This is a genomic window from Arthrobacter burdickii, assembly GCF_030433645.1.
In the GTDB taxonomy this organism is placed as follows: Bacteria; Actinomycetota; Actinomycetes; order Actinomycetales; family Micrococcaceae; genus Arthrobacter_D; species Arthrobacter_D burdickii.
The window spans coordinates 676,153-700,961 of record NZ_JAROCG010000001.1; the positions used below are offsets into that span (position 1 = coordinate 676,153).

20 protein-coding genes are annotated in these 24,809 nt (G+C 65.6%); 4 read left to right on the plus strand and 16 right to left on the minus strand.

The genetic code is table 11. The annotated features are described in order from the left end of the window. Nucleotides 1–5 precede the first annotated feature (5 nt). On the plus strand, nt 6–1,538 hold the full coding sequence (locus P5G52_RS03120) for a carboxylesterase/lipase family protein (RefSeq protein ID WP_301224582.1): 1,533 nt from the start codon (nt 6–8) through the stop codon (nt 1,536–1,538). Between the two features lie 138 nt (nt 1,539–1,676). On the opposite strand, the gene P5G52_RS03125 is transcribed toward P5G52_RS03120, so the two are convergent. The 10 genes from P5G52_RS03125 to P5G52_RS03170 all read right to left on the minus strand — a co-directional run bounded on the left by P5G52_RS03125 (nt 1,677) and on the right by P5G52_RS03170 (nt 11,023). Then, nucleotides 1,677–2,747 (minus strand): quercetin 2,3-dioxygenase, encoded by a 1,071-nt coding sequence (locus P5G52_RS03125; protein ID WP_301224584.1) that lies wholly within the window; start codon nt 2,745–2,747, stop codon nt 1,677–1,679. A 140-nt stretch (nt 2,748–2,887) separates the two neighbouring features. Beyond that, nucleotides 2,888–3,601: a 3-oxoacid CoA-transferase subunit B gene (locus P5G52_RS03130; protein ID WP_301224586.1), complete on the minus strand. Its 714-nt coding sequence runs from the start codon at nt 3,599–3,601 to the stop codon at nt 2,888–2,890. A gap of 1 nt (nt 3,602) precedes the next feature. Beyond that, nucleotides 3,603–4,313, minus strand: a complete 711-nt coding sequence (locus tag P5G52_RS03135) for a 3-oxoacid CoA-transferase subunit A (protein WP_301224588.1) — start codon at nt 4,311–4,313, stop codon at nt 3,603–3,605. A gap of 3 nt (nt 4,314–4,316) precedes the next feature. Continuing rightward, nucleotides 4,317–5,555: a thiolase family protein gene (locus P5G52_RS03140; protein ID WP_301224590.1), complete on the minus strand. Its 1,239-nt coding sequence runs from the start codon at nt 5,553–5,555 to the stop codon at nt 4,317–4,319. Then, entirely contained in the window at nt 5,552–6,004 is a 453-nt protein-coding gene (gene pcaC, locus P5G52_RS03145; RefSeq protein WP_301224592.1) for a 4-carboxymuconolactone decarboxylase, read from the minus strand. The genes P5G52_RS03140 and pcaC overlap by 4 nt, the downstream gene beginning before the upstream one ends. After that, on the minus strand, nt 6,001–6,831 hold the full coding sequence (locus P5G52_RS03150) for an alpha/beta fold hydrolase (RefSeq protein ID WP_301224594.1): 831 nt from the start codon (nt 6,829–6,831) through the stop codon (nt 6,001–6,003). The genes pcaC and P5G52_RS03150 overlap by 4 nt, the downstream gene beginning before the upstream one ends. Further along, complete coding sequence (locus P5G52_RS03155; protein ID WP_301224596.1) at nt 6,824–8,347, minus strand: lyase family protein; 1,524 nt, start codon at nt 8,345–8,347, stop codon at nt 6,824–6,826. Before P5G52_RS03155 ends, P5G52_RS03150 begins: the two co-directional genes overlap by 8 nt. Next, nucleotides 8,344–8,910, minus strand: coding sequence for a protocatechuate 3,4-dioxygenase subunit alpha (pcaG, locus tag P5G52_RS03160; protein WP_301224598.1), 567 nt, complete (start codon nt 8,908–8,910; stop codon nt 8,344–8,346). The genes P5G52_RS03155 and pcaG overlap by 4 nt, the downstream gene beginning before the upstream one ends. A gap of 6 nt (nt 8,911–8,916) precedes the next feature. Beyond that, entirely contained in the window at nt 8,917–9,786 is an 870-nt protein-coding gene (gene pcaH, locus P5G52_RS03165; RefSeq protein ID WP_301224600.1) for a protocatechuate 3,4-dioxygenase subunit beta, read from the minus strand. A gap of 46 nt (nt 9,787–9,832) precedes the next feature. Continuing rightward, nucleotides 9,833–11,023, minus strand: coding sequence for a 4-hydroxybenzoate 3-monooxygenase (locus P5G52_RS03170; protein ID WP_087071841.1), 1,191 nt, complete (start codon nt 11,021–11,023; stop codon nt 9,833–9,835). Nucleotides 11,024–11,218: 195 nt separating this feature from the next. On the opposite strand from P5G52_RS03170, the gene P5G52_RS03175 reads away from it, so the two are divergent. Further along, nucleotides 11,219–12,016: a response regulator transcription factor gene (locus P5G52_RS03175; protein ID WP_301224604.1), complete on the plus strand. Its 798-nt coding sequence runs from the start codon at nt 11,219–11,221 to the stop codon at nt 12,014–12,016. On the opposite strand, the gene P5G52_RS03180 is transcribed toward P5G52_RS03175, so the two are convergent. From P5G52_RS03180 to P5G52_RS03205, 6 genes are all read right to left on the minus strand, one after another. Next, complete coding sequence (locus tag P5G52_RS03180) at nt 11,986–12,414, minus strand: hypothetical protein (RefSeq protein WP_301224606.1); 429 nt, start codon at nt 12,412–12,414, stop codon at nt 11,986–11,988. The two genes, P5G52_RS03175 and P5G52_RS03180, sit on opposite strands and share 31 nt — an antisense overlap. Before the next feature lie 682 nt (nt 12,415–13,096). Continuing rightward, entirely contained in the window at nt 13,097–15,904 is a 2,808-nt protein-coding gene (locus tag P5G52_RS03185) for a glycoside hydrolase family 78 protein (RefSeq protein WP_301224607.1), read from the minus strand. Nucleotides 15,905–15,988: 84 nt separating this feature from the next. Next, complete coding sequence (locus P5G52_RS03190) at nt 15,989–16,861, minus strand: ATP-binding cassette domain-containing protein (protein ID WP_301224608.1); 873 nt, start codon at nt 16,859–16,861, stop codon at nt 15,989–15,991. A 2-nt stretch (nt 16,862–16,863) separates the two neighbouring features. After that, the gene (locus P5G52_RS03195) at nt 16,864–18,645 is read right to left on the minus strand and encodes a dipeptide/oligopeptide/nickel ABC transporter permease/ATP-binding protein (RefSeq protein WP_301224610.1); all 1,782 of its coding nucleotides are present in this window, start codon (nt 18,643–18,645) and stop codon (nt 16,864–16,866) included. After that, nucleotides 18,642–19,583, minus strand: a complete 942-nt coding sequence (locus tag P5G52_RS03200) for an ABC transporter permease (protein ID WP_301224612.1) — start codon at nt 19,581–19,583, stop codon at nt 18,642–18,644. The genes P5G52_RS03195 and P5G52_RS03200 overlap by 4 nt, the downstream gene beginning before the upstream one ends. Nucleotides 19,584–19,607: 24 nt before the next feature. Beyond that, nucleotides 19,608–21,134 (minus strand): ABC transporter substrate-binding protein, encoded by a 1,527-nt coding sequence (locus tag P5G52_RS03205; protein WP_301224614.1) that lies wholly within the window; start codon nt 21,132–21,134, stop codon nt 19,608–19,610. A gap of 222 nt (nt 21,135–21,356) precedes the next feature. On the opposite strand from P5G52_RS03205, the gene P5G52_RS03210 reads away from it, so the two are divergent. Both P5G52_RS03210 and P5G52_RS03215 read left to right on the plus strand, forming a co-directional pair. Continuing rightward, a complete protein-coding gene (locus tag P5G52_RS03210) occupies nt 21,357–22,457 on the plus strand; it encodes a LacI family DNA-binding transcriptional regulator (protein WP_301224616.1) in 1,101 nt (366 codons plus the stop codon). A gap of 858 nt (nt 22,458–23,315) precedes the next feature. Continuing rightward, a complete protein-coding gene (locus tag P5G52_RS03215) occupies nt 23,316–24,539 on the plus strand; it encodes a Bcr/CflA family efflux MFS transporter (RefSeq protein ID WP_301224618.1) in 1,224 nt (407 codons plus the stop codon). Nucleotides 24,540–24,809 lie beyond the last annotated feature (270 nt).

Consider the following 24,809-nt stretch of genomic DNA (forward strand, 5'->3'; position numbering starts at 1 on the left):
CCGGCATGACCCTGGCCACCACGTCCGCAGGAATCGTCCGCGGCACCGCAGCACAAGTTGACGGCCGAAGCGTCCGGTCCTTCCGTGGCATCCCGTATGCAGGCTCTCCCGCAGGAAAGCGCCGGTTCCTCCCGCCGGTCCCCGCCGCCGACTGGACCGGCATCCGGGACTGCACGGCGCCGGGGCCCGCGGCGCCGCAGAATCCGGAAACCCCCGCTTCACCCGGCCGCAAGCCCCGGAGCTGGAGCGAAAGCGGCTGCCTGAACCTGAACGTCTGGACGCCGGACGGCGGCTCCCGACTGCCGGTTCTGGTGTGGATCCACGGCGGTGCGTACCTGTCCGGTTCCGGCAGCGACGCACTGTACGGCGGCGCCCGCCTCGCGGCTGCAACCGGCACGGTCGTGGTCACCATCAACTACCGGCTGGGCGCGCTGGGCTTCCTCCATCTGGGTGAGTTGCTGGGCGCCGACTATGCTGACTCCTCCAATCTTGCTCTTCTCGACCAGCTCGAGGCGCTGCGCTGGGTCAGCAGGAACATCGAGGCCTTCGGCGGGGACCCCGGCAACGTGACGGTCTTCGGTGAGTCCGCCGGTGCTGCTGCCGTGGGCACATTGCTGGGGATGCCTGCCTCCCGCGGGCTGTTCCGGCGGGCGATTCTGCAGAGCGGCACGGCTGAGAGGTACCGCAGCACGGAGGACTCCTCGCGCATCACCCTCGAGTTCCTCAAGCTCTGCGGCCTGGACCGCGCTTACGCTGCGGAGCTGCTGGCGCTTCCGGTGGAGCGACTGCTCGACGCCCAGGAGATCCTGGTACAGCGCGCCGCGGCACGGACGTTCGCCGTTCCGCTGCCGTTCCAGCCCACCGTCGGAACGCCGTCGCTTCCGGCGCCCCCCTTGGAGTCAGTACGCAATGGCACCAATTCCGACGTCGACCTGCTGGTCGGGACAAACCTGAACGAGGGATCGTTCGCGGTGCAGATGCGCCCGGAACATCCCTCGGATCCGTCCTACCCGGAGCGCGCTGCAGCCGTGCTGGCGGACGGCGGGGCCGTCCCGGGACGTGAGGAGGAGTACGCCCGGGCTCTCCAGTCCGCAGTGGGCTCCGTCCCCAGCGGCACGGAACTCCTGGAAGCGGCCATCTCCGACGCCGTGTACCGGCAGCCCAGCAACCGTCTCCTGGACGCCCGGCAAGGATCCTCGGGGAACACCTTCTCCTACCTGTTCAGCTGGCGCAGCCCTGCCCTGGGCGGGAAGCTGGGCGCCTGCCACGCCCTCGACGTCCCGTTCGTGTTCCGGCAGCTGGACTCGCCCGAGGCGGCGTTCCTCACCGGAGGGGCCCCTCCGCACGGCCTGAGCGCCATGATGAGCACCGCATGGGCCGCCTTCGCGCGCGCGGGCCGGCCCGCTGCCGAGGAGCTGCCCGCCTGGCCGCCCTACGCACCGGGCCGCAGGACGATGGTCCTGGACGAAGTGCCACGCGTGGCAGATGATCCACGCCGGGAACTCCGCCAGTTCTGGCACGTACCGCCAGCAGGGTGATTCCCGGCGGTTGCGCCGTAACACCCGGTCGAGGCTCGGGAAGGCATTCCGGAACGGCCCGCAGGAAGGGCCCGGACGTCCTCTCGGAGGTCCGGGCCCTTCGCTGTCTGCCTGCGGCCCTCCGTTGTCCCCCTGCGGTCAGGAGATGTCGAGTGCCGCCCGGCGCTGCGGCGGGGGACCCACCACGGTCAGGTCCATCTCGGCCTGGGCGCGGCCGAAGCCTTCCATGTCCATGTAGGGCTGCCCGCCCTCCGTGTACATGTAGTCCTCGGTGGGCTTGTTGAAGTACTCGAAGAATCCGTTGAAGACCGACGGCGTGAGGAAGCCCACCATCTGGGTGTTGTGCGCATCGAAGGCGAACGAGTGGATGGTGCCTGCCGGAGCGTGGACGAAATCGCCCTTGGTGAGCAGCATCTCCCGGCCGTTGGCGTAGAGCCACATCCGGCCCTCCGTGCACAGGAAGTTCTCCGTGTGCTCGGAGTGGAAGTGCAGCGGGATGTAGGGCGACTTGGCACCCTTGGTGTGGACGGCGAAGTAGTTGGAGCCGGTGTTCGCGGGTCGGGACAGGTAGGTGAACATGGTCTGGTAGCTGACCAGGCGCTCGCCCTCGCCGGCACTGAGGAAGTAGGGGCTCTGCACAGGAGGCAGGCCGGCGTCGTGCCGGAAGGAGGGGGCCACGCGCTCGACATCCGGGAACGAAATGCCGAATTCGGCGCCCACAGCGGCCTGCTCCTCGCGGGTGGGCCTGCGGCCGGCACGGACGGGCGGGACGTGGGAGTCGATGGGGGTGCCGACCCGCTCGTAGTAGGCTTCCGCACCGCCGGGTGTCATCCAGTTCAGGAAGCGGGTGTAGTGGCTCGCCAGACGGTAGGCATGCGGGGTGTTCGGCGGGATGACGACCGAATCGCCCGGAGTGAGGATCCGGCTCTCGCCGGGCAGCCAGACGTGGAGGATGCCGTCGAAGACGTAGAGGGTCTTGTGTTCCACCGCGTGGGTGACGAACGGCGACTCGGCTCCCATACCCCCGGAGATGTAGGCAGCACTGAAGATCCCCCCGGTGTCGGCGGCACGCGCGATGACCGTGACCAGCTGGCCGTCCAGCTCGTAGCGGGCACCCTCACCCGAGGCCATGTAATAGGGAACCGCCTCGCCGGGCAGCACATTGGCAAGCGGGAGCTGCGTGTTCATTTCCTCAACGCTGAGGGACATGGTTTCCTTCTTTCCGGTCGGCCGGCCCGTGCCGGGCATGACCTCCAGTCTGGCCGACCCGGAGCTCCCGCCACGAGGGAGGATTTCAATAGCCGGAACTAAATCTGCACCGCCTTCGGCCGGAGCATCGCCCTGTCGGTTCAGGGCTCCACGGCGGCCGTGAGGGGGACGGGCACCAGGTCCTGCAGCTCCTCGAGGGTGCAGCCGAAGGTCTCGCGGACTGTGACGCCCTGGGGCTCGGTGAGGAACACGGCCTTGTCGGTGTAGACCCGGGTCACGCAGCCCACCCCGGTGAGCGGGTAGGTGCAGGACTCGACGATCTTCGAGGCGCCCTCACGGGTGAGCAGGGTCATCATGACGAACACGTCCTTGGCACCGGTGGCCAGGTCCATGGCGCCGCCCACGGCGGGGATGGCTCCGGGTGCGCCGGTGTGCCAGTTCGCGAGGTCACCGGTGGCGGAGACCTGGAAGGCGCCGAGCACGCAGATGTCCAGGTGTCCTCCGCGCATCATGGCGAAGGAGTCGGCGTGGTGGAAGTAGGACGCTCCGGGGAGTTCGGTGACGGGGATCTTCCCGGCGTTGATGAGGTCGCCGTCGATCTCCTCTCCGTGGGCCTCGGGCCCCATGCCGAGCATCCCGTTCTCGGTGTGGAGGGTGATGTCCTGTTCCGCCGTGAGGTAGTTGGAGACCAGGGTGGGCTGGCCGATGCCGAGGTTCACGAAGGAGCCGGGGGCGATGTCCGCAGCCACGAGGCGTGCCAGGTCGTTCCGGCCCAGCGGGGCATCGGAGGTCTGGAGGTCGGAAGTCTTGATGTCGGAGGTACGGAGGTACTTCTCGTTGGACTGGACGCTCATGTCAGGCCACCTTTTCCGCTGTACCCGCGGTGGTGCCGGCACTGTCTGTCCTGCCGGTGACGCGGACGATGCTGTTGACGTAGATTCCGGGGGTCACGATGGTCTCCGGGTCCAGTGCCCCCGCCGGCACGATGTCGGATACCTGGACGATGGTGTGCCGTGCGGCGGCGGCCATGATCGGGCCGAAGTTGCGGGCGGTCTTGCGGTAGACGAGGTTGCCCTTCCGGTCGGCGGTGAGGGCCTTGATCAGGGCGACGTCGGCGGCCAGGGGTGTCTCGAACACGTGGCCCCGGCCGCCGATGATGCGGGTCTCCTTGCCCTCGGCCAGCATGGTGCCGTACCCGGTGGGAGTGAAGAATCCCCCGATGCCGGCCCCGGCGGCGCGGATGCGTTCGGCGAGGTTGCCCTGCGGCACCAGTTCGAGTTCGATCTCGCCCGCCGTGTATTTCGCGTCGAAGTGCCAGGAGTCGGACTGCCGCGGGAAGGAGCAGATCATCTTCCTCACCCGGCCTTCCCTGATGAGCAGGGCCAGCCCCTGGTCGCCCTGGCCTGCATTGTTGTTCACCACGGTCAGGTCCCGGGCACCGCAGTCCAGCAGCGCGTCGATCAGCTCGAACGGCTGCCCGGCATTGCCGAACCCGCCGATCATCACGGTGGAGCCGTCCTCGATCCCGGCCACGGCCGCCTCGACGGTGTCTACGAAGTCCAGCATCGCCTAGGCCTTCCCTGTGTTGTTGGTGTTGGTGCTGGTGGACGTGACGTTCTCGAGGACGACGGCGAGGCCCTGGCCCACGCCGATGCAGATGGCCGCGACCCCCCAGCGTTCTCCCGACGCCTGCAGGGTCCGGGCGAGCGTGCCCAGGATCCGGGTGCCGGAGGCGCCGAGCGGATGGCCCATGGCGATCGCGCCGCCGTGGCGGTTCACGATGGCCGGGTCGATGCCCCACGCGTCGATGCAGGCCAGGGCCTGCGCGGCGAACGCCTCGTTCAGTTCGACCGCGCCCACCTGGTCCCAGCCGATGCCCGCCTTCGCGAGGGCCTTGTTCGCCGCTTCCACGGGGGCGTAGCCGAAGTACTGCGGGTCGTTCGCGTGCGCCCCGCGCCCGGCGATGCGCGCCAGCGGCTCCAGTCCGAGCAGCCCGGCGGCCCTCTCGCTGCCGATCCAGGCGGCGGAGGCGCCGTCGGACAGCGGGGATGCGTTGCCGGCGGTGACCGTTCCGCCCGCCTCGGCGCCCTCGGGGTCGTTGCGGAACACGGTCTTCAGGGCGGCCAGTTTCTCGGCGGTGGAACCGGGCCGGATCCCTTCGTCCCGGACCAGGTCCGTGCCGGGCACGGCTGCCACGAGGTCGTCGTAGAAGCCCTCGTCCCAGGCCGCGGCGGAGAGGTTGTGGGATTTCGCGGCGAAGTCGTCCTGCGCGTGGCGGCTGACGGCGTACTTCTCGCGGAGCCGTTCGGTGGCCTCGCCCAGGGAGATGGTCCACTGGCTGGGCATCGCCTCGTTGACCAGGCGCCAGCCCAGCGTGGTGGACGCGAGGGCCATGTCACCGGCGGGGTAGGGCTTCTCGGTCTTGGGCAGCACCCAGGGGGCCCGACTCATGGACTCGGCGCCGCCGACGAGCATCAAGTCGGCGTCGCCGGCGTTGATCTGCCGGGAGGCGATGATCGCCGCGTCGAGCGAGGATCCGCACAGGCGGTTCACGGTGGTGCCGGGGATGGACACCGGCAGGCCGGCCAGCAGGGTGCCCATCCGGGCGAGATTGCGGTTCTCCTCGCCGGCGCCGTTGGCGTTGCCGAAGACCACCTCGTCGATCCGCTCCACATCGAGCCCGGGGGCGCGCTTCACCGATTCCCGGATCACGTGCGCCGCGAGGTCGTCCGGGCGGACCCCGGCGAGACCACCACCGTACTTGCCGAAGGGAGTGCGCACGGCGTCGTACACGAAAGCCTGGTTCATGACCTGTTGTCCGTCTCTTCCCTGTCCATGTCCCCGAAGACCTGCTGCGCGGTCCTGAAGGCCGTGTTCGCGGAGGGGACCCCGCAGTAGATCGCGGTCTGCAGCAGGATCTCCTTGATCTCGTCCCGGCTCAGGCCGTTGGTGACGGCGGCCCGGATGTGCATGGCCAGTTCGTCCCAGTGACCGTGCGCCACCATGGCGGTGATGGTCACTGCCGAGCGCATCTGCCGGGACAGGCCGGGCCGGGTCCAGATCCCACCCCATGCGATCCGGGTGATCATGTCCTGGAAGTCCTCGGTGAAGGCGTCCTTGGCGGCGTTGGCGCGGTCCACGTGTGCGTCGCCCAGGACCTCGCGTCGGACCGCCATGCCGCCGTCGTAGATGTCCTGGCTGGTGGCGTCGGGCTGGACCACTCCGTTGCCGGAAGTGTCTCCGGTGGTGCTGCTCATGCGCCTGCTTCCTTCGATCCCTGACGTGATTCCGCCCAGGAGATGAGGCTCCGCATCAGTTCCGCAACGTGCGCGGGCGCCTCGGCGGGAGCAAGATGCGCCACTCCCTCCAGCGTCACGGCCGTGGCGGTGCCCCCGCCGGCGGTGATCCCTTCGGCTGTCTCCCCGGCCAGCGACGGCGGCGCCACACCGTCCAGGGCACCGGCGATCACCTGCGTGGGGACGCGGATGCCGCCCAGCTCCTCGCGGACGTCGAAGGCGGCCAGTGCCTCGCAGCAGAAGGCGTAGCTGAAGCGGTCGGCGTCCCGCAGGGCGTGCAGGAGGCGGCTGCCGAGCTCCGCTTCGCGGTCCAGGAAACCCGGGGCGAACCAGCGCTGCGCCGAGCCCTGGATCAGCACCGGCGTACCCTGGGCGCGCACGGTCCCGGCACGTTCCAGCCAGCTCTCAGCAGTTCCGATCCGGGCCCCGCTGCACTGGACCGACAGGCTCCTGAGCCTGTCGCCGTGCTCGATCCCAAGCTGCAGGCCGGTGGCCCCGCCCAGGGAGACCCCGGCGTAGTGGAAGGAGCGGCCGGGGGCGATGGAGTCCACGAGGTGCACCACGGCGTCGGCCAGGGCGGTGACGTCGAACGCCTCCGCCGCGGCCGGTGAGACCCCGTGCCCGGGCAGGTCCCAGGCCACGACGTCGTAATCGGCGCCCAGCAGGGACGCGGCCCGCTCCCACAGGAGGGAGGACGTGCCGAGGGACGGCCCCACCACCAGCAGGGGGTGGTCACCCAGGGGCCGCTGGGGCGAGAGCAGTACGGCTTTCAGGGAAGGTTCAGCCACGGCGGGCTCCATTCGCATCGGTAGCGGGGAAGTCGGTCGCCGGGAAGTCGGTCGCGGAGGAGGGGACGGGACCCGGGGAGGCGAAGTCGGGGAAGGCAGCCAGGATACGCCGGGAGATCTCCGCAGCCTGACCGAGGTAACCGGCGGGATCCAGGAGCTCCTCCAGCTGGAGGTCGGTCAGCAGGCCCGCCGGCACCGCGGCCCGGAGGAGGGTGCGGTAGGCGGCGCCCTGCTCCGCCGGCGGCGCCTGCAGCGTCCGGTCCACCACGGCCTGGAGCTGCTGCTTGCCGCTGCGGCCGTCCTTCTCCTCGAGCAGGGGGGCCACCGCAGCGTGGACGCCTTCGGCCAGCAGCAGCGGACCGGCGAGGTCCAGGTTGCGGCACATGGCGTCGGGGAAGACCTGCAGGCCTTCCGTGAGTTCCCGGATCTGGCGGGCGGCGCCGAGGGCCAGGGCCAGGAGCTGCCGGAGTGCGGGCCACTCGGCATGCCACGCGCCATCGGGCCGTTCATCGTTGAAGGTGGCGGCCGCCAGATGCAGCTGGGCGGCCAGGTTCGGTGCCTGCAGGGCGGCGCTGCGGACCAGCACCGACAGGACGGGGTTCTGCTTCTGGGGCATCGCCGAGGAGACGCCCCGGCCGGCGGCGCGCGGTTCGGCCAGCTCCGCGACCTCGGGCCTGCTGAGGAACAGGACATCCGCCGCGATCTTGCCCAGGGCATCCAGCACTGCTGCCAGGGCGTCACCCAGCGACGTGACCGCCAGGCGGTTCGTGTGCCACGGTGCGGGGGCGGTGGCGAGGCCCAGCTGCCGGGCCAGGGCGTCGGCCAGGCTGAACGGCGTGGCGGACGAGCCGGCGGTGAGGGCGGTTCCGGCGGCCAGCGTACCGGCGGCACCGCCGAACTGGACCGGGAGCTCCAGGTTCTCCAGCCGGCGTCCTGCGGCGGCGACGCCGTGGAACCACTGCGCGGCGCGGAGCCCGAAGGTGTAGGGCAGGGAGTGCTGCGTCAGGCTCCTGGCCACGCACAGCGTCTCCCCGTGCTGTTCGGCGAGGACCGCGAGCGCCGCCGTCGTGCCCTCCAGGTCCCCGAGGAGCGCGTCCACGCTGGTGCGGGCCACCAGCATCAGCGCCGTGTCCAGCACGTCCTGGCTGGTCAGCGAGGCGTGGACCGCCTGTCCGGCACCGGTGCCGGCGGTGTCCAGTGCAGCGACCTGTGCCCGCAGGTCCGCCACGAGGGGGATCACCGGGTTGCCGCCGTCCTGGGCGCGGATCGCGATGCCGGAGGCGTCATACCGGTCCGGGTCGGCTGCAGCAGCCACGACGGCGGCGGACCCGGCGGGCGCGAGGCCGGCCTCCTCCAGCACGGCGGCCCAGCCAGACTCGACGGCGAGGAGAGCCGCGAGCACGGCGGTGTCCCCCGCCAGCAGCGTCACCCGGGGTGACGCGGAGACCGGGCGGAGCAGGCCGACGTCGGCTGCCCGGCCGGAAGGAACCGTCGGCAGGGCGGTGGAATCCGTCACTGGAAGTCCAGGAACACTGTTTCGCCTTCGCCCTGGAGTCGGACGTCCCAGGTGAGGCCGCCGTCGGGATCCCGACGGGCGAGAAGGGTCCTGCGGCGCTCGGGCTCGAGCGACGCCAGCAGCGGGTCCCGGGCCAGTGCCTCCTCGTTCTCCGGGAGGTAGATGCGGGTGAAGAGGCGGTTGGTCAGGCCGCGCGCGAAGATGGCCACCGAGATGAACGGTGCTGCCCCGGGGGAGGTGGGGCCCGGATCGACGGTGGTGAAGGTGAACACGCCGCTGTAGCCGACGGCGCTGCGGCCCCAGCCCGTGAAGGTGTAGCCGTCGCGGCGCAGCGACCCTGTCCTCTGGACGATCCTGCCGTCGGCGTCCGGCTGCCAGATCTCCAGGATGGCGTCCGGCACTGTCTCTCCGGCGCCGTCGTACACGGTGCCGGAGAGGCGGATCGAGCCGGCCAGTCCGGGGGCGAGGAGTTCGTTGTCCTTCTCGAACGGCAGCGCGTACCCGTAGAACGGGCCCACGGTCTGGCCGGGGGTGGGGACGAGCTGGGTGATCGGGTTGCTCATGTCTGCCTATTCGCTGTCGTCGCCTGCGGTACCAAGTGCTTCGTTCTCCGTCCAGGTCCGCTTCGGGCCGGTCAGGACGATGTCCCAGTTGTATCCCAGCGCCCACTCGGGTCCCGTCAGGTCGTGGTCGTAGTTCGCCACCAGCCGGTCGCGGGCGTCCTGGTCCACGATGGTCTGGTAAATGGGATCGAGCGGAAAGAGCTGGTCACCCGGGAAGTACATCTGCGTGATGATGCGCTGCGTGAACTCGGTACCGAACAGGGAGAAGTGGATGTGGGCGGGCCGCCAGGCGTTCAGGTGGTTCTTCCAGGGGTAGGCACCGGGCTTGATGGTGGTGAACCGGTACGAGCCGTCGGGGCCCGTGATGCAGCGGCCGATGCCGGTGAAGTTGGGATCCAGCGGTGCCGGGTGCTGGTCGCGCTTGTGCATGTACCGGCCGGAGGCATTGGCCTGCCAGATCTCCACCAGCTGGCCGGCCACGGGCCGGCCGTCACCGTCGAGGACCTTGCCCGCCACGATGATCCGCTCGCCCTGGGGGTCCCCGTTGTGCTGGATCGTCAGGTCGGATTCCAGCGCGTGCACGTCCTGGTGGCCGAAGGCGGGCGAGAACAGCTCGATGGTCTCCGGGTCCGCGTGGTGGAGGCTCTTGGTGGGGTGCCGCAGGATGCTGCTGCGGTACGGCGGATAGTCCAGCCGCGGCTGGATCTCGGCCGGAGCGCCGTCCTTTCGGGCTCGCGCGTACGCGTCGGCCAGTCCATTGATCTCTGCACTGAGGTCCTGCTGGGTCTCCACGGCTGCGTCCAGGGGAGCGCGTGCTGCCGGGACCTCGGTAGCAGGTACGAGCTTGTCCGTCGGGGCCTCGGTGTCGTGCGGCACGGCCGGCTCCTTTCTGAAGGTTCGGGTGGGGGAGGTGGGATGGGGGTTAGTGCGGATCCGGCCAGCCGGTGTAGGCCTCCGCGAGGTAGGCCATGCCGTGCCGGGAGGAGACCACCGAGTTGAGTTCGCCGAGCTGGCGGGCCCGGGAGAAGTCGTTCGCGTCGGCGGGCGTGTGGAGCAGTGTCGTCATCCAGTAGGAGAACTGCTGGGCCTTCCAGACCCGGTCCAGCGCGCGATCGCTGTAGGTCTCCAGGAGGTGGTGCGACCGGGCGTTGTAGTGGCTGTCGAGTCCCTCGAAGAGGACCTGGACGTCGTGGATGGCCAGGTTGAGGCCCTTGGCGCCGGTTGGCGGCACGGTGTGTGCGGCGTCCCCGACCAGGAAGAGGTTGCCGTGGCGCATCGGCGTGGAGACGAAGCTGCGGAACGGCAGCACCATCTTGCTGATGATGGGCCCCTCCTTCAGTTCGAAGCCATTCCCGTTCACCCTGCCACGGAACTCGGCCCAGATCCTGTCGTCGTCCCAGCCGGCGACGTCCTCCCGGGGGTCGCACTGGAAGTACATCCTCTGCACCGTCTCGGTGCGCTGGCTGATCAGGGCGAAGCCGTTGGCGGAATTGGCGTAGATGAGTTCGTCGGAGCTTCTGGGCGCCTCGGCGAGAATGCCGAACCAGGCGAAAGGGTACTCGTGGAAATACCACGTGCGCTGCGCTTCCGGCACGAGAGGCCGGCAGGAACTGCGCGAGCCATCCGCGCCCACCACGAAGTCGGCCCGGATCTCGAACTCTCCGCCCTCGGAGTCGGTGAACCAGACCTTCGGGCTGCCCTCCACATCGTGCACGCTCGTGTCGGTGACGCCGTAGCGCACGTCGCCGCCGTCGGCCGCCCGCCGGGCGGCGAGATCCAGGAAGACGTCGGTCTGCGGGTAGAGCCAGACCGACTCCCCGACCAGGTCCTTGAAATCGACCCGGTGGCTCTCGCCGTGAAAGCGCAGCTCGATGCCGTCGTGCCTGTCGCCCTCGAGCAGCACGCGGTCCGAGACCCCGCTGTCCACCAGGAGGTTCACCGTGCCGTGCTCCAGGATTCCCGCGCGGACGGTCCCGGCGATGTCCTGGTGGGTACGGACCTCGATGACGATGGATTCGACTCCCGCACGGGCCAGCAGGTGCGACAGCATCAGCCCCGCCGGACCGGCCCCCAGGATGGCCACCTGGGTGGAGAGGATCTTTCGCGCTGCCATGGTCTGTCTCGCTTCGTTGCGGGCCCGCAGGGCGTGCCGACTGGTACGCCTGCATCCAATCTGCAGCAGGCATCGGGTCCGCCGGAACACCGATTCCGTCCAATGGAAAAGAGGCGAACGCGGTTCGGCAGAAAATCGGGAGCACGGCCGCGATGCTCCCGGGCCCTTGTTCCATCATCTGGCAGTGTGGGAGCCATGACATCCGACCCCGATTCGCGTGTTGCACTCGTCATCGAAGATGACGCCGACGTGCGGCAGTTGCTGGTCATGACACTGGGCATGAACGGCTTCACCACTCTCGAGGCCGAGAACGGACGGCAGGGGGTCGCGCTCGTGCGGGAACGCCAGCCGGACCTCGTGACCCTCGATCTCAACCTCCCGGATATCGACGGCGTGGAGGTATGCCGTCAGATCCGTCCGCTGACCGATGCCTACGTCATCATGATCACGGCACGGCAGGACGAGATCGACCGGCTGATCGGCCTCGAGATCGGCGCGGACGACTTCGTGGTCAAGCCCTTCAGCCCGCGCGAGGTCGGTGCGCGCGTGAACGCGATGTTCCGCCGTCCCCGGAGTACCGTCCGCAGCGTGTCGCAGCCCCTGCTGGTGGCCGGAGGTGAGGTGCGAGACGCGCCGCAGGTGGCCGCCACGACGACGGTTGCACCGCCGGAACAGGTGGAGGGGCTGCTGGTCCATGGGCCGATCAGCATCGATACCGAGGGCCGGATCGCGATGCTCGACGGGGTCGAGCTGCCGCTGACGCGGATCGAGTTCGACCTCCTGGCCACGCTCGTATCCGGGCCGCGCCGGGTGTGGCAGCGGGAGACCTTGCTCGCCCGCATCTGGGGTGACGGCTGGGTCAACGACCAGCACCTCGTCGAGGTGCACATCCGGAACCTGCGGAAGAAGCTGAACGAGGACACGAAGGCGCCGCGGTTCATCCGCACCGTGCGCGGTGTCGGCTATCGGATGATGCCGCCCAGCGCGGACTGAAATTCCGTTCCGAGGCGCTGCAGCCGCACGGCGAGCGCGGGGTGTTCCGAGGGCTCATCGAGGAGTTCCAGGGCTGAGGACGAGGCTTCCACGAGCCGGAGCGCTCCCACCATCGAGGCGCTCGCCTTCAGGCTGAGGAGTGCGACGACGGCGGCGTCGGCGTCGCGCGCGGCGAGAGCGGCCTCGACCGCGCGGATCCGCTGCGGAAGCATCTCTCCGAACAGCTCGGCGAACCGGACCGCGCACGCCTGACTGGAGAGCTCTGTCCCCAGGCCGTCGAGGATCCGCGGGTCGAGCACGGGAAGCTGCACAGGGGTCCTGTCGGTTGCGGTCTGGCCCGGTTGCCGTACGCCGGTCTGAGATCCGGAGGGAACGGAGGGAAGGCCGATCGTCGTCACGCCTGCTCCTTGTGCTGCCGCTAGTTCCTGCTGATCCCATCCCGTCCGGCGGAATGCGGCGGTGGAAGCTGCCTGCCGGCTCCGGTGGACGGTCCGGGGCCGGCAGGAAGATCTCGGAGTACTTGCTCCTGACCTCTAGTCTGGTCGGCGTCGTTCAATGGCGCCGTAGCCGAAGGGCGAAAGAAAACCGAAGAAAGAGCGAAGGCTGCTCGGCATGCCACCCGGCGGACGGGCAGGAGAAAAGCCCTCCCGTCCGGGGGGACAGGTCGTGGATGACGCTCGAGCAGCGGACCTGGTGAGGTCTTCATCAGAGCTCCTATCCGAAGAAAGCCGTGGACCCGCCCATCAGCCCGCAGCCGATGTTTCCGGTCAAACCCGGTCTAGTTCCGCAATGGGTGGGGGATTTGGGATGGTCTGGCTGGTTAATGGGGCGGGACCCGACTGCAGCCACTCACTGCAGTCAGGCCCCTGTTTCGGTGTGCAGCAGGTATCGCGCCCTACGGTGCGCACCGAAATCTGTAGTGCCGCCTCATCGGGCGACCTGTCTATTTCCTGCGTAGAGCAGGTACGAGGCTCAGCCCTGGACTACCGGTGCTGGAGGTCGAATCCTCAAAAGAGTGGGCGACGGCCTCCACGTACTCCGCGAGGCGTGTGGAGTACGGAGGATCAGGAGGTTTGGCCATTACGACGCGAACCTATCGATAATCCCGTCCGCGCTCCTGCGGAAGTGGTGGACGCCGGGCTGGCGTTCGTCAGGTGTCAGGGCTTTACTCGTGAAACGTGCGGGCGCGTCGAGGTATGGGCTCAGTTGTTCTGCCAGGTGTACGTCGTCGGTTGCTATCCCTGCGTCAAGTGCCAACTCTTCCAACAGCTTCCATAGGGCCGAGTCGTCCACAACATCCCGAATGGTGGCCTGGTTCTGGTGGTTTCCGGCTCGTGGGGATCGATCCGGGACAGACCATTGGTGCTCTCCGTGACCGACGGTAATAGCTTCATCGGTGAAGGGTAGGTAGACGCGGGCGGTGGCTCCGACAGGTACCTGCAGCTTCAGGTCGATGCTGCCGTTGAGGCGCTCCCATCGGACGCTGGCCCGCCCGTAAGGAGTTTGATGGCTGGCTGCCGCCCACTTGAGATCGGTGGGAGGTACGGGCCGTACCTCCAGTTCACGGTACCCGGGGGTGAGAGGAGCCAGGCCGGCTACCGACCGATGCAGGAAGTCTGCAATCGCACCCAACGCGTAGTGGTTGAAGGAGGTCATTTCTCCCGGGTTGATCGAACCGTCCGGGCGGAGGCTATCCCAGCGTTCCCAAATTGTTGTGGCTCCCATTGTCACTGGGTAGAGCCATGAGGGGCATTGGGTTTGAAGAAGGAGACGATGGGCGACATCGGGGTGCCCAGCTGCGACAAGAGCGTCACAGATCAGGGGAGTACCGACGAATCCGGTACTGATGCGGAAACCCGTTCTCCGCACGAGATCCGCTAAACGTTCGCCGGCCTCTTTCTGCTGGGCCCGGGTGGGTAGGAGAGACCATTGGAGTGCCAGAGCGTACGCGGTCGTGGAGTCGGAGATCACCAAGCCAGAGGGGGTGACGAAGTGGGAGGCGAACGCGCTTCGGACACTGTCGGCTAGGAGTGTGTACTTGGCGGCATCATCATCACGATCAAGCAACCGTGCCGTTGCTGCGACAATCTCGGCGGACCGGACGAAGTGGGCGGTGGCTACGAGGTCTGGGTTGGTCTGGCCGCGCCCTGGTGCTTCCGGTGGTGCTGTTGGGTCCAGCCAGTCACCGTATTGGAATCCTCCTGACCACACCAGGTCGGGTCCGGCGACATCTGTCACTTTTGATACCCAGGCCTTCATGCTGTCGTACTGGCGTGCGAGAATCCCGAGGTCCCCTGTGCGCTGATAGAGCGTCCAGGGCACGAAGGTAGCCGCATCGCCCCACGCTGCGGCCGGCAACCAGGACAGTGCCGTCTCGACGACCGGCACTACATGAGGAACAGCACCGTCGGCTCGTTGTTCGCTGGCCAGATCTGCAAGCCAGGATGTGAGGAATCCCGCGGTGTCGAAGAGGAAGGACGCTGTGGGCGCGAAGACCTGGATGTCGCCGGTCCAGCCCAGGCGCTCATCGCGTTGCGGGCAGTCGATCGGTACGTCGATGAAGTTCCCGCGCATGCTCCAGAGAACGTTCTCGTGCAGTCTGTCGAGAAGCTCGTGGGAGGTGCTGAACGTTCCTGTACGGGTGAGGTCCGAGCCGATGACAACCATTTCAAGGTCCTCGGGTCGTACGTCCGGGACTCCTTGTACCTCCGCGTAGCGGAAGCCGTGGAACGTGAATTCGGGTTCGAGCAGTTCCTCCGGTGCGCCGGCGGTGATATAGGTATCCGTTGCGGCAGCGTTTCGCAGCGGGCGAAGGGCGAGTCCGTCTCCTTCGAGCATTTCGGCGTGACGGATGACGACTTCGCTGCCTGCCTGCAGGTTTCGCACTTTCAACCGGATCCAGCCGACGGCGTTCTGTCCGAAATCGATGAGTGTGCGGCCATTCGTCGACGTCCAGACGTGCAGGGCCGGAAGGACTTGGGTTGCCCGGATCGGCGGCCCGTCGGGCGCGACAAGGCGGGTCAGGTCATCGTCGAGGATCTTGACGGGGGAGGGGGGCGATGCCTGTCCCACGCGGCGCAGGTCGGTCCGTTGGCCGTCGTAGAGGTCATCGGCGAGGATTTCGCTTTCCCGCGCGGTCCATGTTCCGTCCGTGCCGAGGATGAGGGTGGAACCATCGGCCGTTGTCACTTCGAGCTGTGCCAGAAGCGCGAGTTTATCGCCGTAGAGCGCGCGAGCACCCTCGTAGCCGAGCCGGCCGCGGTACCAGCCGTTGCCAAGCTTGAATTCCAGCGCGTTGTGCCCGGGGGTGATGTGGCTGGTGACGTCATAGACCTGGTAGCGGAGGCGGTGACTGTAGGACGTCCATCCGGGCGCGAGGACCTCGTCGCCTACGCGCTGCCCGTTGAGTGTTGCCGTGTACACCCCGTGGGCAGTGGCGTAGAGGCGTGCGGAGACCACCCGGTCGGGCGCATCGATGGATGCTGCGAGGATGGGTGCCGGGGTGCTCTCCGCGCCGACCCGGGTTGGGGTGATGAATTGGGCCTGCCAGTCGGCGGGGTGGAAAAGACCTGCTTCGACGGCTCCCGGTGAGCTCCAGTCGCTCCAGTGCTGGTCGTGCGCGACGCGGATGCGGACAGACGCTGATTCCCGCGACTGCAGCGGGGAACCGGGCCATGGCACCAGAACCTGCTCCGGTCCGCTGACAGGGTACACGGTGGCAACTCCACCGCGCACTACTTCGATCTCGGCAGCTGTCTGGCTATAGTCCGCGTCCGCTGCAGGTACGAACCAGGAAAGGCGCGGTGTTGCCGTGTTGATGCCTAGCACCGCCCCGAGATCGGTGCGGTGCTCAAATCGAGGCGCGCTCGGCGCTTCGGCCCAGGTCATGTGTACTCCAAAGGTGGTAGATCTGCCGGACAACCCTGTCCGTCAGTCGGGCCCGTCAGGTGGGCGCCGGAAGGGGTTGTGGCGCTACGGCGTCAGGGAGACGGACGTAGCGGCGGCTGGCGTGGTGAAGTCGGGGTCGGGGTGCGCAGCGAGGTACTTCATGCGCGCCTCCCTGCGTACACGCTGCTTGACGGGGTCCGCGATGGGAGCGGCCATTTGCAACCGCTTGGTGTAGTCGTGGTGTGGCCGGGTAGCTACCTGCTCTGCGTTTCCCAGTTCGACGATGTTGCCTCGGTAGAGGACGGCGATCCGATCGCTTACGTGTCGGACGACGCCGAGGTCGTGGCTGACGAAAAGGTACGCCACTCCGGTCTCCTGTTGGATTTGTTCCAGCAGCGTCAGAACCCGTGCCTGGGTTGTTACGTCAAGTGCACTGGTGGGCTCATCGCAGATAATGACTGCCGGCTCGAGCGCGAGGGCGCGAGCGATGGCAATGCGCTGGCGTTGGCCTCCGGAAAATTCCCTGGGGAATCGACGCCCGGCGTCGGCCGGCAACCCGACACTGTCGAGAAGCCCCCGAACCTTCTCCCTGCCGCCGGTCACCCCGGCAGCTGACATGGGCTCCACGATGATGTCCTCGACAGTCATGGAGGGGTTGAGCGACGAGTATGGGTCCTGGAAGATGACCTGGACGTTGCGGGCCAGTTTGCGGCGTTGAGCTCTGGAGACGTTGCTGATCGTTTCGCCCCGGAAGGTGATATGCCCGGCACTGACCGGTGCCAGACCGAGGATAGCCCGGCCGATCGTTGTCTTGCCGGAGCCGGATTCGCCGACAAGGCTGAGGGTTTCCCCGGCGTGGAGGTCGAAGGAGACTCCATGGATGACGGTGGTTTCACGTCCTCGGCGTCCCGGGAAGCGGACAACCAGGTCTTCCACCTGGAGAATGGGTTGCGACATGATCAGGCCTCCATCAGTTCGACGCGACGCGATGACGCAAGCAATTCCTGCGTGTACGGCTGCTTTGGTGCGGCGAACAGTTCGTCGACGTCGTTGCGTTCCACGATCTGTCCAGATTTCATGACGCTGACCGTGTCGCACAGGTCGGCGACGACACCCAGGTTGTGGGTCACGAGGATCATGGCCAGTCCTCGTTCGGCGCTGAGCTCCCGTAGAAGCTCGAGGACGTCTGCCTGGACGGTGACATCGAGGGCTGTCGTTGGTTCATCTGCCACAATGACATCCGGGTCGGACGCGATGGCTCCGCAGATGAGAACCCGCTGAGCCATTCCGCCGGAGATTTCGTGGGGGTAGAGCCGCATGACCCGCTCGGGATCAGTGATGCCGACCCGTTCGAGCAGGGCCACTAACCGCTCGCGCGCCTCCTTTGCGGACATAGGGCGTGCGGCCCGTAGTCCGTAGACCAGTTGCGCGCCGATCGTGAACGAGGGGTCAAGGTTCGACATGGGTTCCTGAGGAACATAGGCGATACGCCTGCCGCGCACTCCGCGCAGCCGCTTCTTGTCCTCCAGCAGGTCCACCCCTTCGAGGAGAATGCTGCCACCAAGGATGAGCGCTTCGCGTGGCAGGATTCCCAGCGTAGAGAACGCAATCTGCGATTTACCGGACCCTGATTCCCCGACAAGTCCATGGATTTCCCCGCGGCGGACATCCAGGTCCACCCCACGCACTACTTCGACGACTCCGTCTCCCGTGGGATATCCGACGCGTAGACCACGGATCGACAGAACGACGTCATCCGAACTTCCGATCGCAACCGATTCGGTAGCAGTTTCCTCTCTGTCCTGCGCGGCCTTCGCGATAAGGGCTCTGCGACGCCGTGGGGAAAGGGCCTTGCTGCGCGACGTTTCCTGAAGCACGTCCCGAAGAGCATTGCCGAGCAGGATCAGGGCCAGGATCGTCAGGGTGAGGATCAACGCCGGGAAGAGCACAGCTGCGGGGGTCGTGTAGATGTTGTTGAAGGTCTGCTGAAGGATTCGTCCCCACGCGGGCTGCGCTGGATCACCCATGCCGAGGAAGTCCAGCCCACCCTGGATTCCGACGCCCCCGGCCAGGATGAACGAACTTTGGATGACCACGGGGGCGCGGACGGCCCAGAGGACGTGCCGGCCAACGATCCGCAGGTCAGATAAACCCACCACTTTCGCCGCATCAACGTAGAGCTCCGAGCGGACACTGATAACGACGGCGCGGACGAGGCGAAAGAAATTCGGGGCGATGATGACACCGAAGACTGCCATCGCAAGATTGATGTTCGGTCCGGCCAGCGAATACAAGGCGATCAGCAGAACAATTCCCGGAAGGGACATGATGACGTCCGACAGGAAGTTGAGGATCATGTCTGCCCGTCCCCGGTAGAAGCCGGCAAGCAGACCTGCCGGCAGGCCGACCACCAGGGCCACAACGAGAGTGATGAGTGCGGCGATCACTGTGCCGTTGGTTCCCCACATGAGCCGGGAGAAGATGTCCCGCCCGGACTGATCAGCTCCGAACAGGTGGCCCGGGGTGAAGGGCCCCGAGTTCGCGTTCAGCAGATCCGTTTCCCCGGGCTGCCAGGGCGCGAACAAAGGGGCGCTGAGTCCGAAGAGGATGATGAGAAGCAGGATCGCGATGCTGAAAGCCCCAAGCGGATTCATCAGCAGGCGGATCCAAGCGGATCGACGCGCCCCGGACCTTAATTGCGGTGCGGCAGCTTCGATAGGTGCTGCGATGAAATCGCTCATTTGATCCTCGATTTGGGGTTGAGTGCCGCGCCGGCGAGGTCGGCAAGGAAGTTGACGACGAGGATCACCAGAACGGTGACAAGAAGTGCACCCATCACCATTGGCACGTCTCCGAGAATGGCGGTGCTTTGTGCGAGCTGACCGAGGCCCGGTAGGGCGAAGATCAACTCAATGAAGACCGCGCCGCCGAAGAGTGAGATCACGCCGAGACTGAGAACGATCAACCCTGGTCCGCTGGCGCTGCGGAGCACATGCCGGAAGATGATCTGCCACTCGGGGATCCCCCGGGCACGCAGGGTACGTACGAAGTCCTGCTGGAGGGTGTCGCCCACTGCGCTACGAAACTGGGACGCAGCGTTGGCAATGGCGCCGACGAGCAAGGCTAGAACGGGTAGCGTGATCGATAAAAGCCACCCATTCACATCATCGGCAGGGCTCACATATCCCGTGGCGGGGAAAATCCGCCAGATCACAGCGAAAAGGAAAACGAGAACGATTCCGATGATGTAGGCCTGGATTGCGGCGCCGCCAATAGCTACGAACTGCACTATGCGGTCGAGCCATCCGCCATAGAGCGCCGACGCGACGCCCAATAGGACGCTGATGATGATCATGAGAACCAGGGTGAAGAACACCAAGGACATGGTCACGGGAACTCTGGTCGACAGTGCACTGGTTACCGATTCGCCGGTGAAGAAGGAGCGGCCAAGGTCGCCCGTGAGGGCATTTTTGGCCCACGAGAAGTACTGAACGAGAAGTGGTTGGTCGAGGCCCAGTCGGATGACCTCCTGCTGGACCTGCTCGTCGCTTGCATTGACGCCGAGTACAGCGCGGGCGATACCGCGACCGTCGCCATACATGAGAGCGAAAGTCGCGAACGTGACAGTCAGCAGGACACCGACTGAGCGCAGTAGGTTCTTGACCAGGATGGAAATCATAAGACTAGGCCTCGACCTTCCCGCTTATTTCTGGAAGTCCCGCAGCAGCGGGTGAAGATTCGCGAAGTCAGAGACGTGGGGAATCTTGACTTCAGGGTTGTAAGCGTAGAAGCCGTTCGGGTACGCCATTGGAACGAACCATGCCTGATCGATCACGTACTGGTTGATGTCCTTCTGGGCCTGGGCAGACTCTTCTTCCGTTCCCGTCAACACCGTGTTCCACAGGTCGGCGACCTTGGGGTCCTCCTGGTGCAGGACGTTCCAGATTCCCGACGGAAGGATGTAGTCCACGATGTCCTGCCTGGAGTCGCCGTAATTGCCCAGCTGCCATAGCGGCACGGGGTAGGTTCCGCTGAGGAGGTTACTGATGGCGTCTGGCCCTGTCAGGGGCGTCTCGGTGACCTTGATGTTGATCTTGCCAAGGGCTTCGGCGATATAGGGGATCAGCAGGTCGTGGTTTTGTCCCGAGACTGAGGGGATCTGCAGGTCGAATCCGTCAGCGTAGCCCGCTTCTTCCATCAGTTGCTTGGCCTTTTCGACGTCGTAAGGGTAAGGGTCCTCCAGACCTTCGATGTATGCGTCCGTACCCTCGCGGAAGATCTGGTAGGCCGGTGTGGCGTATCCGCGGTAGAGCTGCTTCGCTATTGCATCGCGATCGAAGACCATATTCATTGCCTGGCGGACACGCACGTCACCGAGGGCCGGGATGGACTCTCCCTTGTGGTCGGTGATGAGAAGGCGGGTAGTGGCGCCACTCAGTGTGATGGCTTCCTGACCGGAGGCCTTGACTTCATCGATCGTTGCTGCGGAGGCCAGTACGCCGTCGATCTGTCCGGTCTTCAGAGCGTTGATGCCTGCGGTCTCGCTTTCAAGAACCTTCAGCACAAGGTTCTGGTACGGGTAGGTCTCGGAGTCCCAGTAGTCCTCGCGCTTGGTCAGGGTATAGGTGGACCCTCGTGTTGTGCTGCCGGCGTCCAGTTCATAGGGTCCGGAGCTGACGGGCGTCTCGTCGAGGTGTCCACCCTCTATGGCCTCGGATGAGGTGACCCCCAGTTCGCACAGGCGCGAGATCATCACTGCCTGAGGCTCGGGCCACGTCAGGGTGATGGTGTTGGGATCGGCGATGTCGTATTTGACTCCCTCGAAACGAGCGTTGACTGTCGCGATCAGTTCACCGGAAGCCTGTATGTCCGCCGCGTCGATCTCCGTGTCATCCGAGAAGGTCTGGCCCTCGCGGATTTTGAGGGTTGCCGATGTCGAGTCATCGCTGATCTCCCAGCTCTCGGCGATCTGCGGTGATGGATTGTTCAACTCATCACAGGTCAGCAGGGTGTCCCAGACGGCGTCGCCAAACCACCCTTGGTAGCTGGGCTGGAGAGTGATGTTGTAGCCCTCGATGTCAGCCGTCTGGCCCAGGGTGAGGGTATCTTTCTGCGTGCCTGCTCCCTGGTCCTCGCTGCCTGTCCCGGACGAGCCACCGCAGGCGGAGAGTGCCAGAGCCAGGACAGTGACCGGAACCATGAGGGCCGTTTGGGCGCGTGTGCGTTGCATGATTACTCCTTCGTAAGATGACGCCGGCTCTGGAGGCTTGGGCTCACAGAGCGAAGAACGAACTCATCCGATCGTGTCGTAGATCACGAGTCTGTGCAACGTTCTACATAAGAGAGTAAGGACGCGCGGTAGACCCGTCAACCCCTGACGGCCAACCAGTGCGCGAAATCTCATCCTGAGTGCCATCTCGTGGAACGTTATCCGAGCGGCTATGGTTTCAGCGTGAGCATCTCCCCAGCTACTGGAAGCAATGACACTCCTTATGCGTCACCGGCAGGAGGACGTCCTCGGCGCGTCACGATGCGTGATGTCGCCGTTGAGGCGGGGGTGTCGGTGTCCGCCGTGTCGAAGATCCTTCGCGGTGCCTACGGCAGCAGCCCTGAGATGAGGGTGAAGGTGCTGAGCGCGATTGAGAAGCTGGGATACCGGCCCAATGCGGGTGCGCGGGCGATGAGGGGACGCTCCTACACGATCGGTGTGATGCTCGTTGAGCTCTCCTCGCCGTTCCAACCGGAAGTCGTCCAAGGAATCAGTGAGGAACTTGAAGCCTCTCCATTCCAGGAAATCCTGGTTGCGGGCGGGTCCTCCCCTGAGCGGCAGAAGCGCTCGATCGAGGCGCTTCTTGACCGGCAGGTCGACGGTGTCATTGTGATTGCACCCTGGATGGAGTCGGAATGGCTGGAGGAGCTTGGTTTACGTATCCCGACCGTGACGGTCGCGCTGCATGGCGCCGCTGCAAGTTTCGACACCGTGGTTGACGACGACTATGAGGGCGCCCGGCTAGCCGTCGACCATCTGGTGAGCCTTGGCCACCGTCGCATCCTTCACACCAGCATGCCGGCCAGCGCTGGCACCACGCCTTTCTCCCTGTCCCATACAGCCCGCAGGGACGGCTACATACGGGCAATGCGTCAGCACAAGCTCGAGCCGGACACCATTGAAACGTGGTATTCCGAAGAGGGCGGCTATCAGGCTGGAATGGAAGCCCTGGCTAGACCTGAACGCCCAACGGCCATTTTCGCCGGAGCGGATATCGCCGCATTAGGGGTTCTTCGAGCTGCTGAACAACACGATCTCCGTGTGCCCGAGGACTTGTCAATCGTCGGGTACGACAACATCTACATCTCGACGGTCAATCGCATTGCTTTGACCACCGTGGACCAGTCCGGCCGGATGACCGGATCCAAAGCGGCCCAGCTGCTTCTGGCGCGGCTGGACGGTCGCACCAACCCGGCCCAATATGTCATTGCGCCCCGCCTGATTCCTCGATCTACGAGCGGGCTTGCAAGATTGGCGGCCGAGCCCGCAGCACTCGAGCACTGAAAACCAGCGTCGCGCAGAGAAGTAGTTGAGATGATCTCCGGGAGGAACCTTTGGCGGCAGGTAATCCGGGGTAGCTCTACAAAACGGGAAACATATCCAGAATCATCTGGTGAGCGCGAACATTCTCTGGGGGACATTATTGTCATAAGGATGTGCCGCTTAATCCTCGTGTTCCCCAATTGACGCCTAGCATAGGTAAAACAAAGTGCAGACTACGCTTGTCTTGATTATGCTCATAGGATAAGCTTTTGTAGAACGTTATCCACGTTTTGTAACTCTCGGAAGTCCGGCGCCCTGTCGTCCGGCGCGGCGATTGGATCGCCGTTCCGGTCAATCGAAATCAGATCCTCCTCGACCGGCTGAACGACCAGGAGAACGAGGACCATCAATGCACTGGGGCTCCATGACAGTCAGCCGTCTGAACGGCTGGCGCGCAGTGAGCGGGCTGACCTCCTCCTGCGGAGTTGAGTGTGGACAAGATCAGGACACGAATTGCTTTGTTGCTCACTTCCGCATCGTGCGTGAGTCACCGGCCTCTCCGCCGCTTTTGGTGCGAGGGCTGCCGTAGCGCCAGCTGGCCGGTGTCGAGATGGTGAGTTGTCCTTTCTTGATTTGCTTCTCCATCGCGTTGATCCTCGTGCCGCGCGCCTCATCTCAGTGGTGCCGGACACGGCTAACAACCGCTTGGATTGCGGAAAACGACCCCCGATGATGCTTTGGCTCCGACCAACACCCCGCTAAAGGCGGCAAAGTTCGAACTATAAATCCCGTTGGTTCGAACTATTCTCGGAAATTACGGGTAGTTTCAGGGCTCCGTGGACAGCACCGCGGCCCGCATCGAACTGTTCAAGGATCCACATGGCACTTTCTTCCGCAGGCGCGGCCTCATCGCCTCGGCTCAACCTACTGGTTCTCAGTTTGCTGGTCGCGCTTGGTCCAATGACCGTTGACTTGTACCTCCCGACCTTCCCGGCGTTACAGAGAGACCTGAGCGCCAGCACCGTTGCCGTCCAGCTGACTCTCACCGCCACAACCCTCGGTCTTGCGCTGGGTCAACTTGCTATGGGCCCCTGGAGTGATGTCATTGGGCGGCGGTGGCCGCTTCTCATTGCTACGGCAGTGCATGTTCTCGCAAGTATTGGCGTAGCTCTAGCACCGAGTATCGGGTGGGTACTGGTGTTACGCGTTTTGCAGGGCGCCGGCGCCGCGGGAGGGGCGGTCGTGACCATGGCGATCGTGCGTGATCTCTATACCGGCCGCTCCTTTATGCATGCTCTCGCCAGGCTGGCACTGGTAACAGGAATAGCACCGGTGATCGCTCCCGCCGTTGGTTCTCAGCTGCTGCGCTGGGTGGACTGGCGTGGGATCTTTGTTTGCGTCGCAGCGTATGGTGCATCGATCCTCATCTTGGCAATCCTGGTGCTCCGCGAGACCCTGTCGACAGAGCGGCGTGGAGCCGGCGATGTCCGTACTGTCCTGCTGCGATACAGCACCGTGCTGACCGATCGGGCTTTTGTCGGAGTCGCCTTCATCGGGGGCATGATCGTTTCAGGAGTTTTCGCATACATGACGTCCTCGTCCTTCCTGCTGCAGCAGGTGTATGGGCTCGACGCAAACGGTTACAGCCTCGTCTTCGCTTTCAACGCCATCGCCTTCGTTGCGGGGACACAGATCACTGCGCGCGTTGCAGGCCGGTTCTCGCCGCGAACGATCCTGGGAGTCACACTTCCGACACTGGCGATAGCAGGCCTATCGGTTGCTGGTACGAGCCGGTTGGGCCTGGGTCTGGTGGCGCTTGTCATCTGCACGGTGGTCTTCCACCTTGCCGCGGGAGCCTCGGGCCCGTGTCTGTCCATGATCGGGATGGCGCCGCATGCTGCCCGTGCCGGTACGGCTGCAGCTTTGCTGGGTGCCGTCAATTTCGGCCTGGGAGGAATTCTGTCTCCCGTGGTCGGGGTGCTCGGGGTCCGATCGGCGGAGCCGGTTGGTCTGGTCATGGGCGCCGTGGGGATAACGGCTGTATTCCTATTTGCGGTGCTGGTACGTCCTACCCACGTCGAAGCAGACACTGCGAACTCCTGAGCGAGCGGACCTCTGTGCGGTGATGGCGGGCGAGCGTAACAGTCCGCTTCTTTGGTCGCGGGATTGTTCCGTTCCGCACCTCGTCAGCTTCGCTCGCCCTGACTGCAGGCGGTCGCTGTCCGCGCCTGCCTACTATCAAGGCGGTACGGCACCGCCTGACGATCGGGTGTGCTGATGATCGCAGGCTGTGCCGACACGCGGGCGTGGGCGCCGCGATGACGTGTTGGCAGCCGTACCCATACCGTGCGTCCCACAATTCCCGGTCGTCTG

Excerpts from the sequence above, each read along its gene's own strand:
- P5G52_RS03120 (WP_301224582.1), top strand. The coding sequence starts at position 6 with ATGACCCTGGCCACCACGTCCGCAGGAATCGTCCGCGGCACCGCAGCA.
- P5G52_RS03125 (WP_301224584.1), bottom strand. The coding sequence starts at position 2,747 with ATGTCCCTCAGCGTTGAGGAAATGAACACGCAGCTCCCGCTTGCCAAT.
- pcaG (WP_301224598.1), bottom strand. The coding sequence starts at position 8,910 with ATGAGCAACCCGATCACCCAGCTCGTCCCCACCCCCGGCCAGACCGTG.
- P5G52_RS03205 (WP_301224614.1), bottom strand. The coding sequence starts at position 21,134 with ATGCAACGCACACGCGCCCAAACGGCCCTCATGGTTCCGGTCACTGTC.
- P5G52_RS03190 (WP_301224608.1), bottom strand. The coding sequence starts at position 16,861 with ATGTCGCAACCCATTCTCCAGGTGGAAGACCTGGTTGTCCGCTTCCCG.
- P5G52_RS03195 (WP_301224610.1), bottom strand. The coding sequence starts at position 18,645 with ATGAGCGATTTCATCGCAGCACCTATCGAAGCTGCCGCACCGCAATTA.
- P5G52_RS03140 (WP_301224590.1), bottom strand. The coding sequence starts at position 5,555 with ATGAACCAGGCTTTCGTGTACGACGCCGTGCGCACTCCCTTCGGCAAG.
- P5G52_RS03200 (WP_301224612.1), bottom strand. The coding sequence starts at position 19,583 with ATGATTTCCATCCTGGTCAAGAACCTACTGCGCTCAGTCGGTGTCCTG.
- P5G52_RS03170 (WP_087071841.1), bottom strand. The coding sequence starts at position 11,023 with ATGGCAGCGCGAAAGATCCTCTCCACCCAGGTGGCCATCCTGGGGGCC.
- P5G52_RS03175 (WP_301224604.1), top strand. The coding sequence starts at position 11,219 with ATGACATCCGACCCCGATTCGCGTGTTGCACTCGTCATCGAAGATGAC.
- P5G52_RS03130 (WP_301224586.1), bottom strand. The coding sequence starts at position 3,601 with ATGAGCGTCCAGTCCAACGAGAAGTACCTCCGTACCTCCGACATCAAG.
- P5G52_RS03135 (WP_301224588.1), bottom strand. The coding sequence starts at position 4,313 with ATGCTGGACTTCGTAGACACCGTCGAGGCGGCCGTGGCCGGGATCGAG.
- pcaC (WP_301224592.1), bottom strand. The coding sequence starts at position 6,004 with ATGAGCAGCACCACCGGAGACACTTCCGGCAACGGAGTGGTCCAGCCC.
- P5G52_RS03215 (WP_301224618.1), top strand. The coding sequence starts at position 23,316 with ATGGCACTTTCTTCCGCAGGCGCGGCCTCATCGCCTCGGCTCAACCTA.
- P5G52_RS03185 (WP_301224607.1), bottom strand. The coding sequence starts at position 15,904 with ATGACCTGGGCCGAAGCGCCGAGCGCGCCTCGATTTGAGCACCGCACC.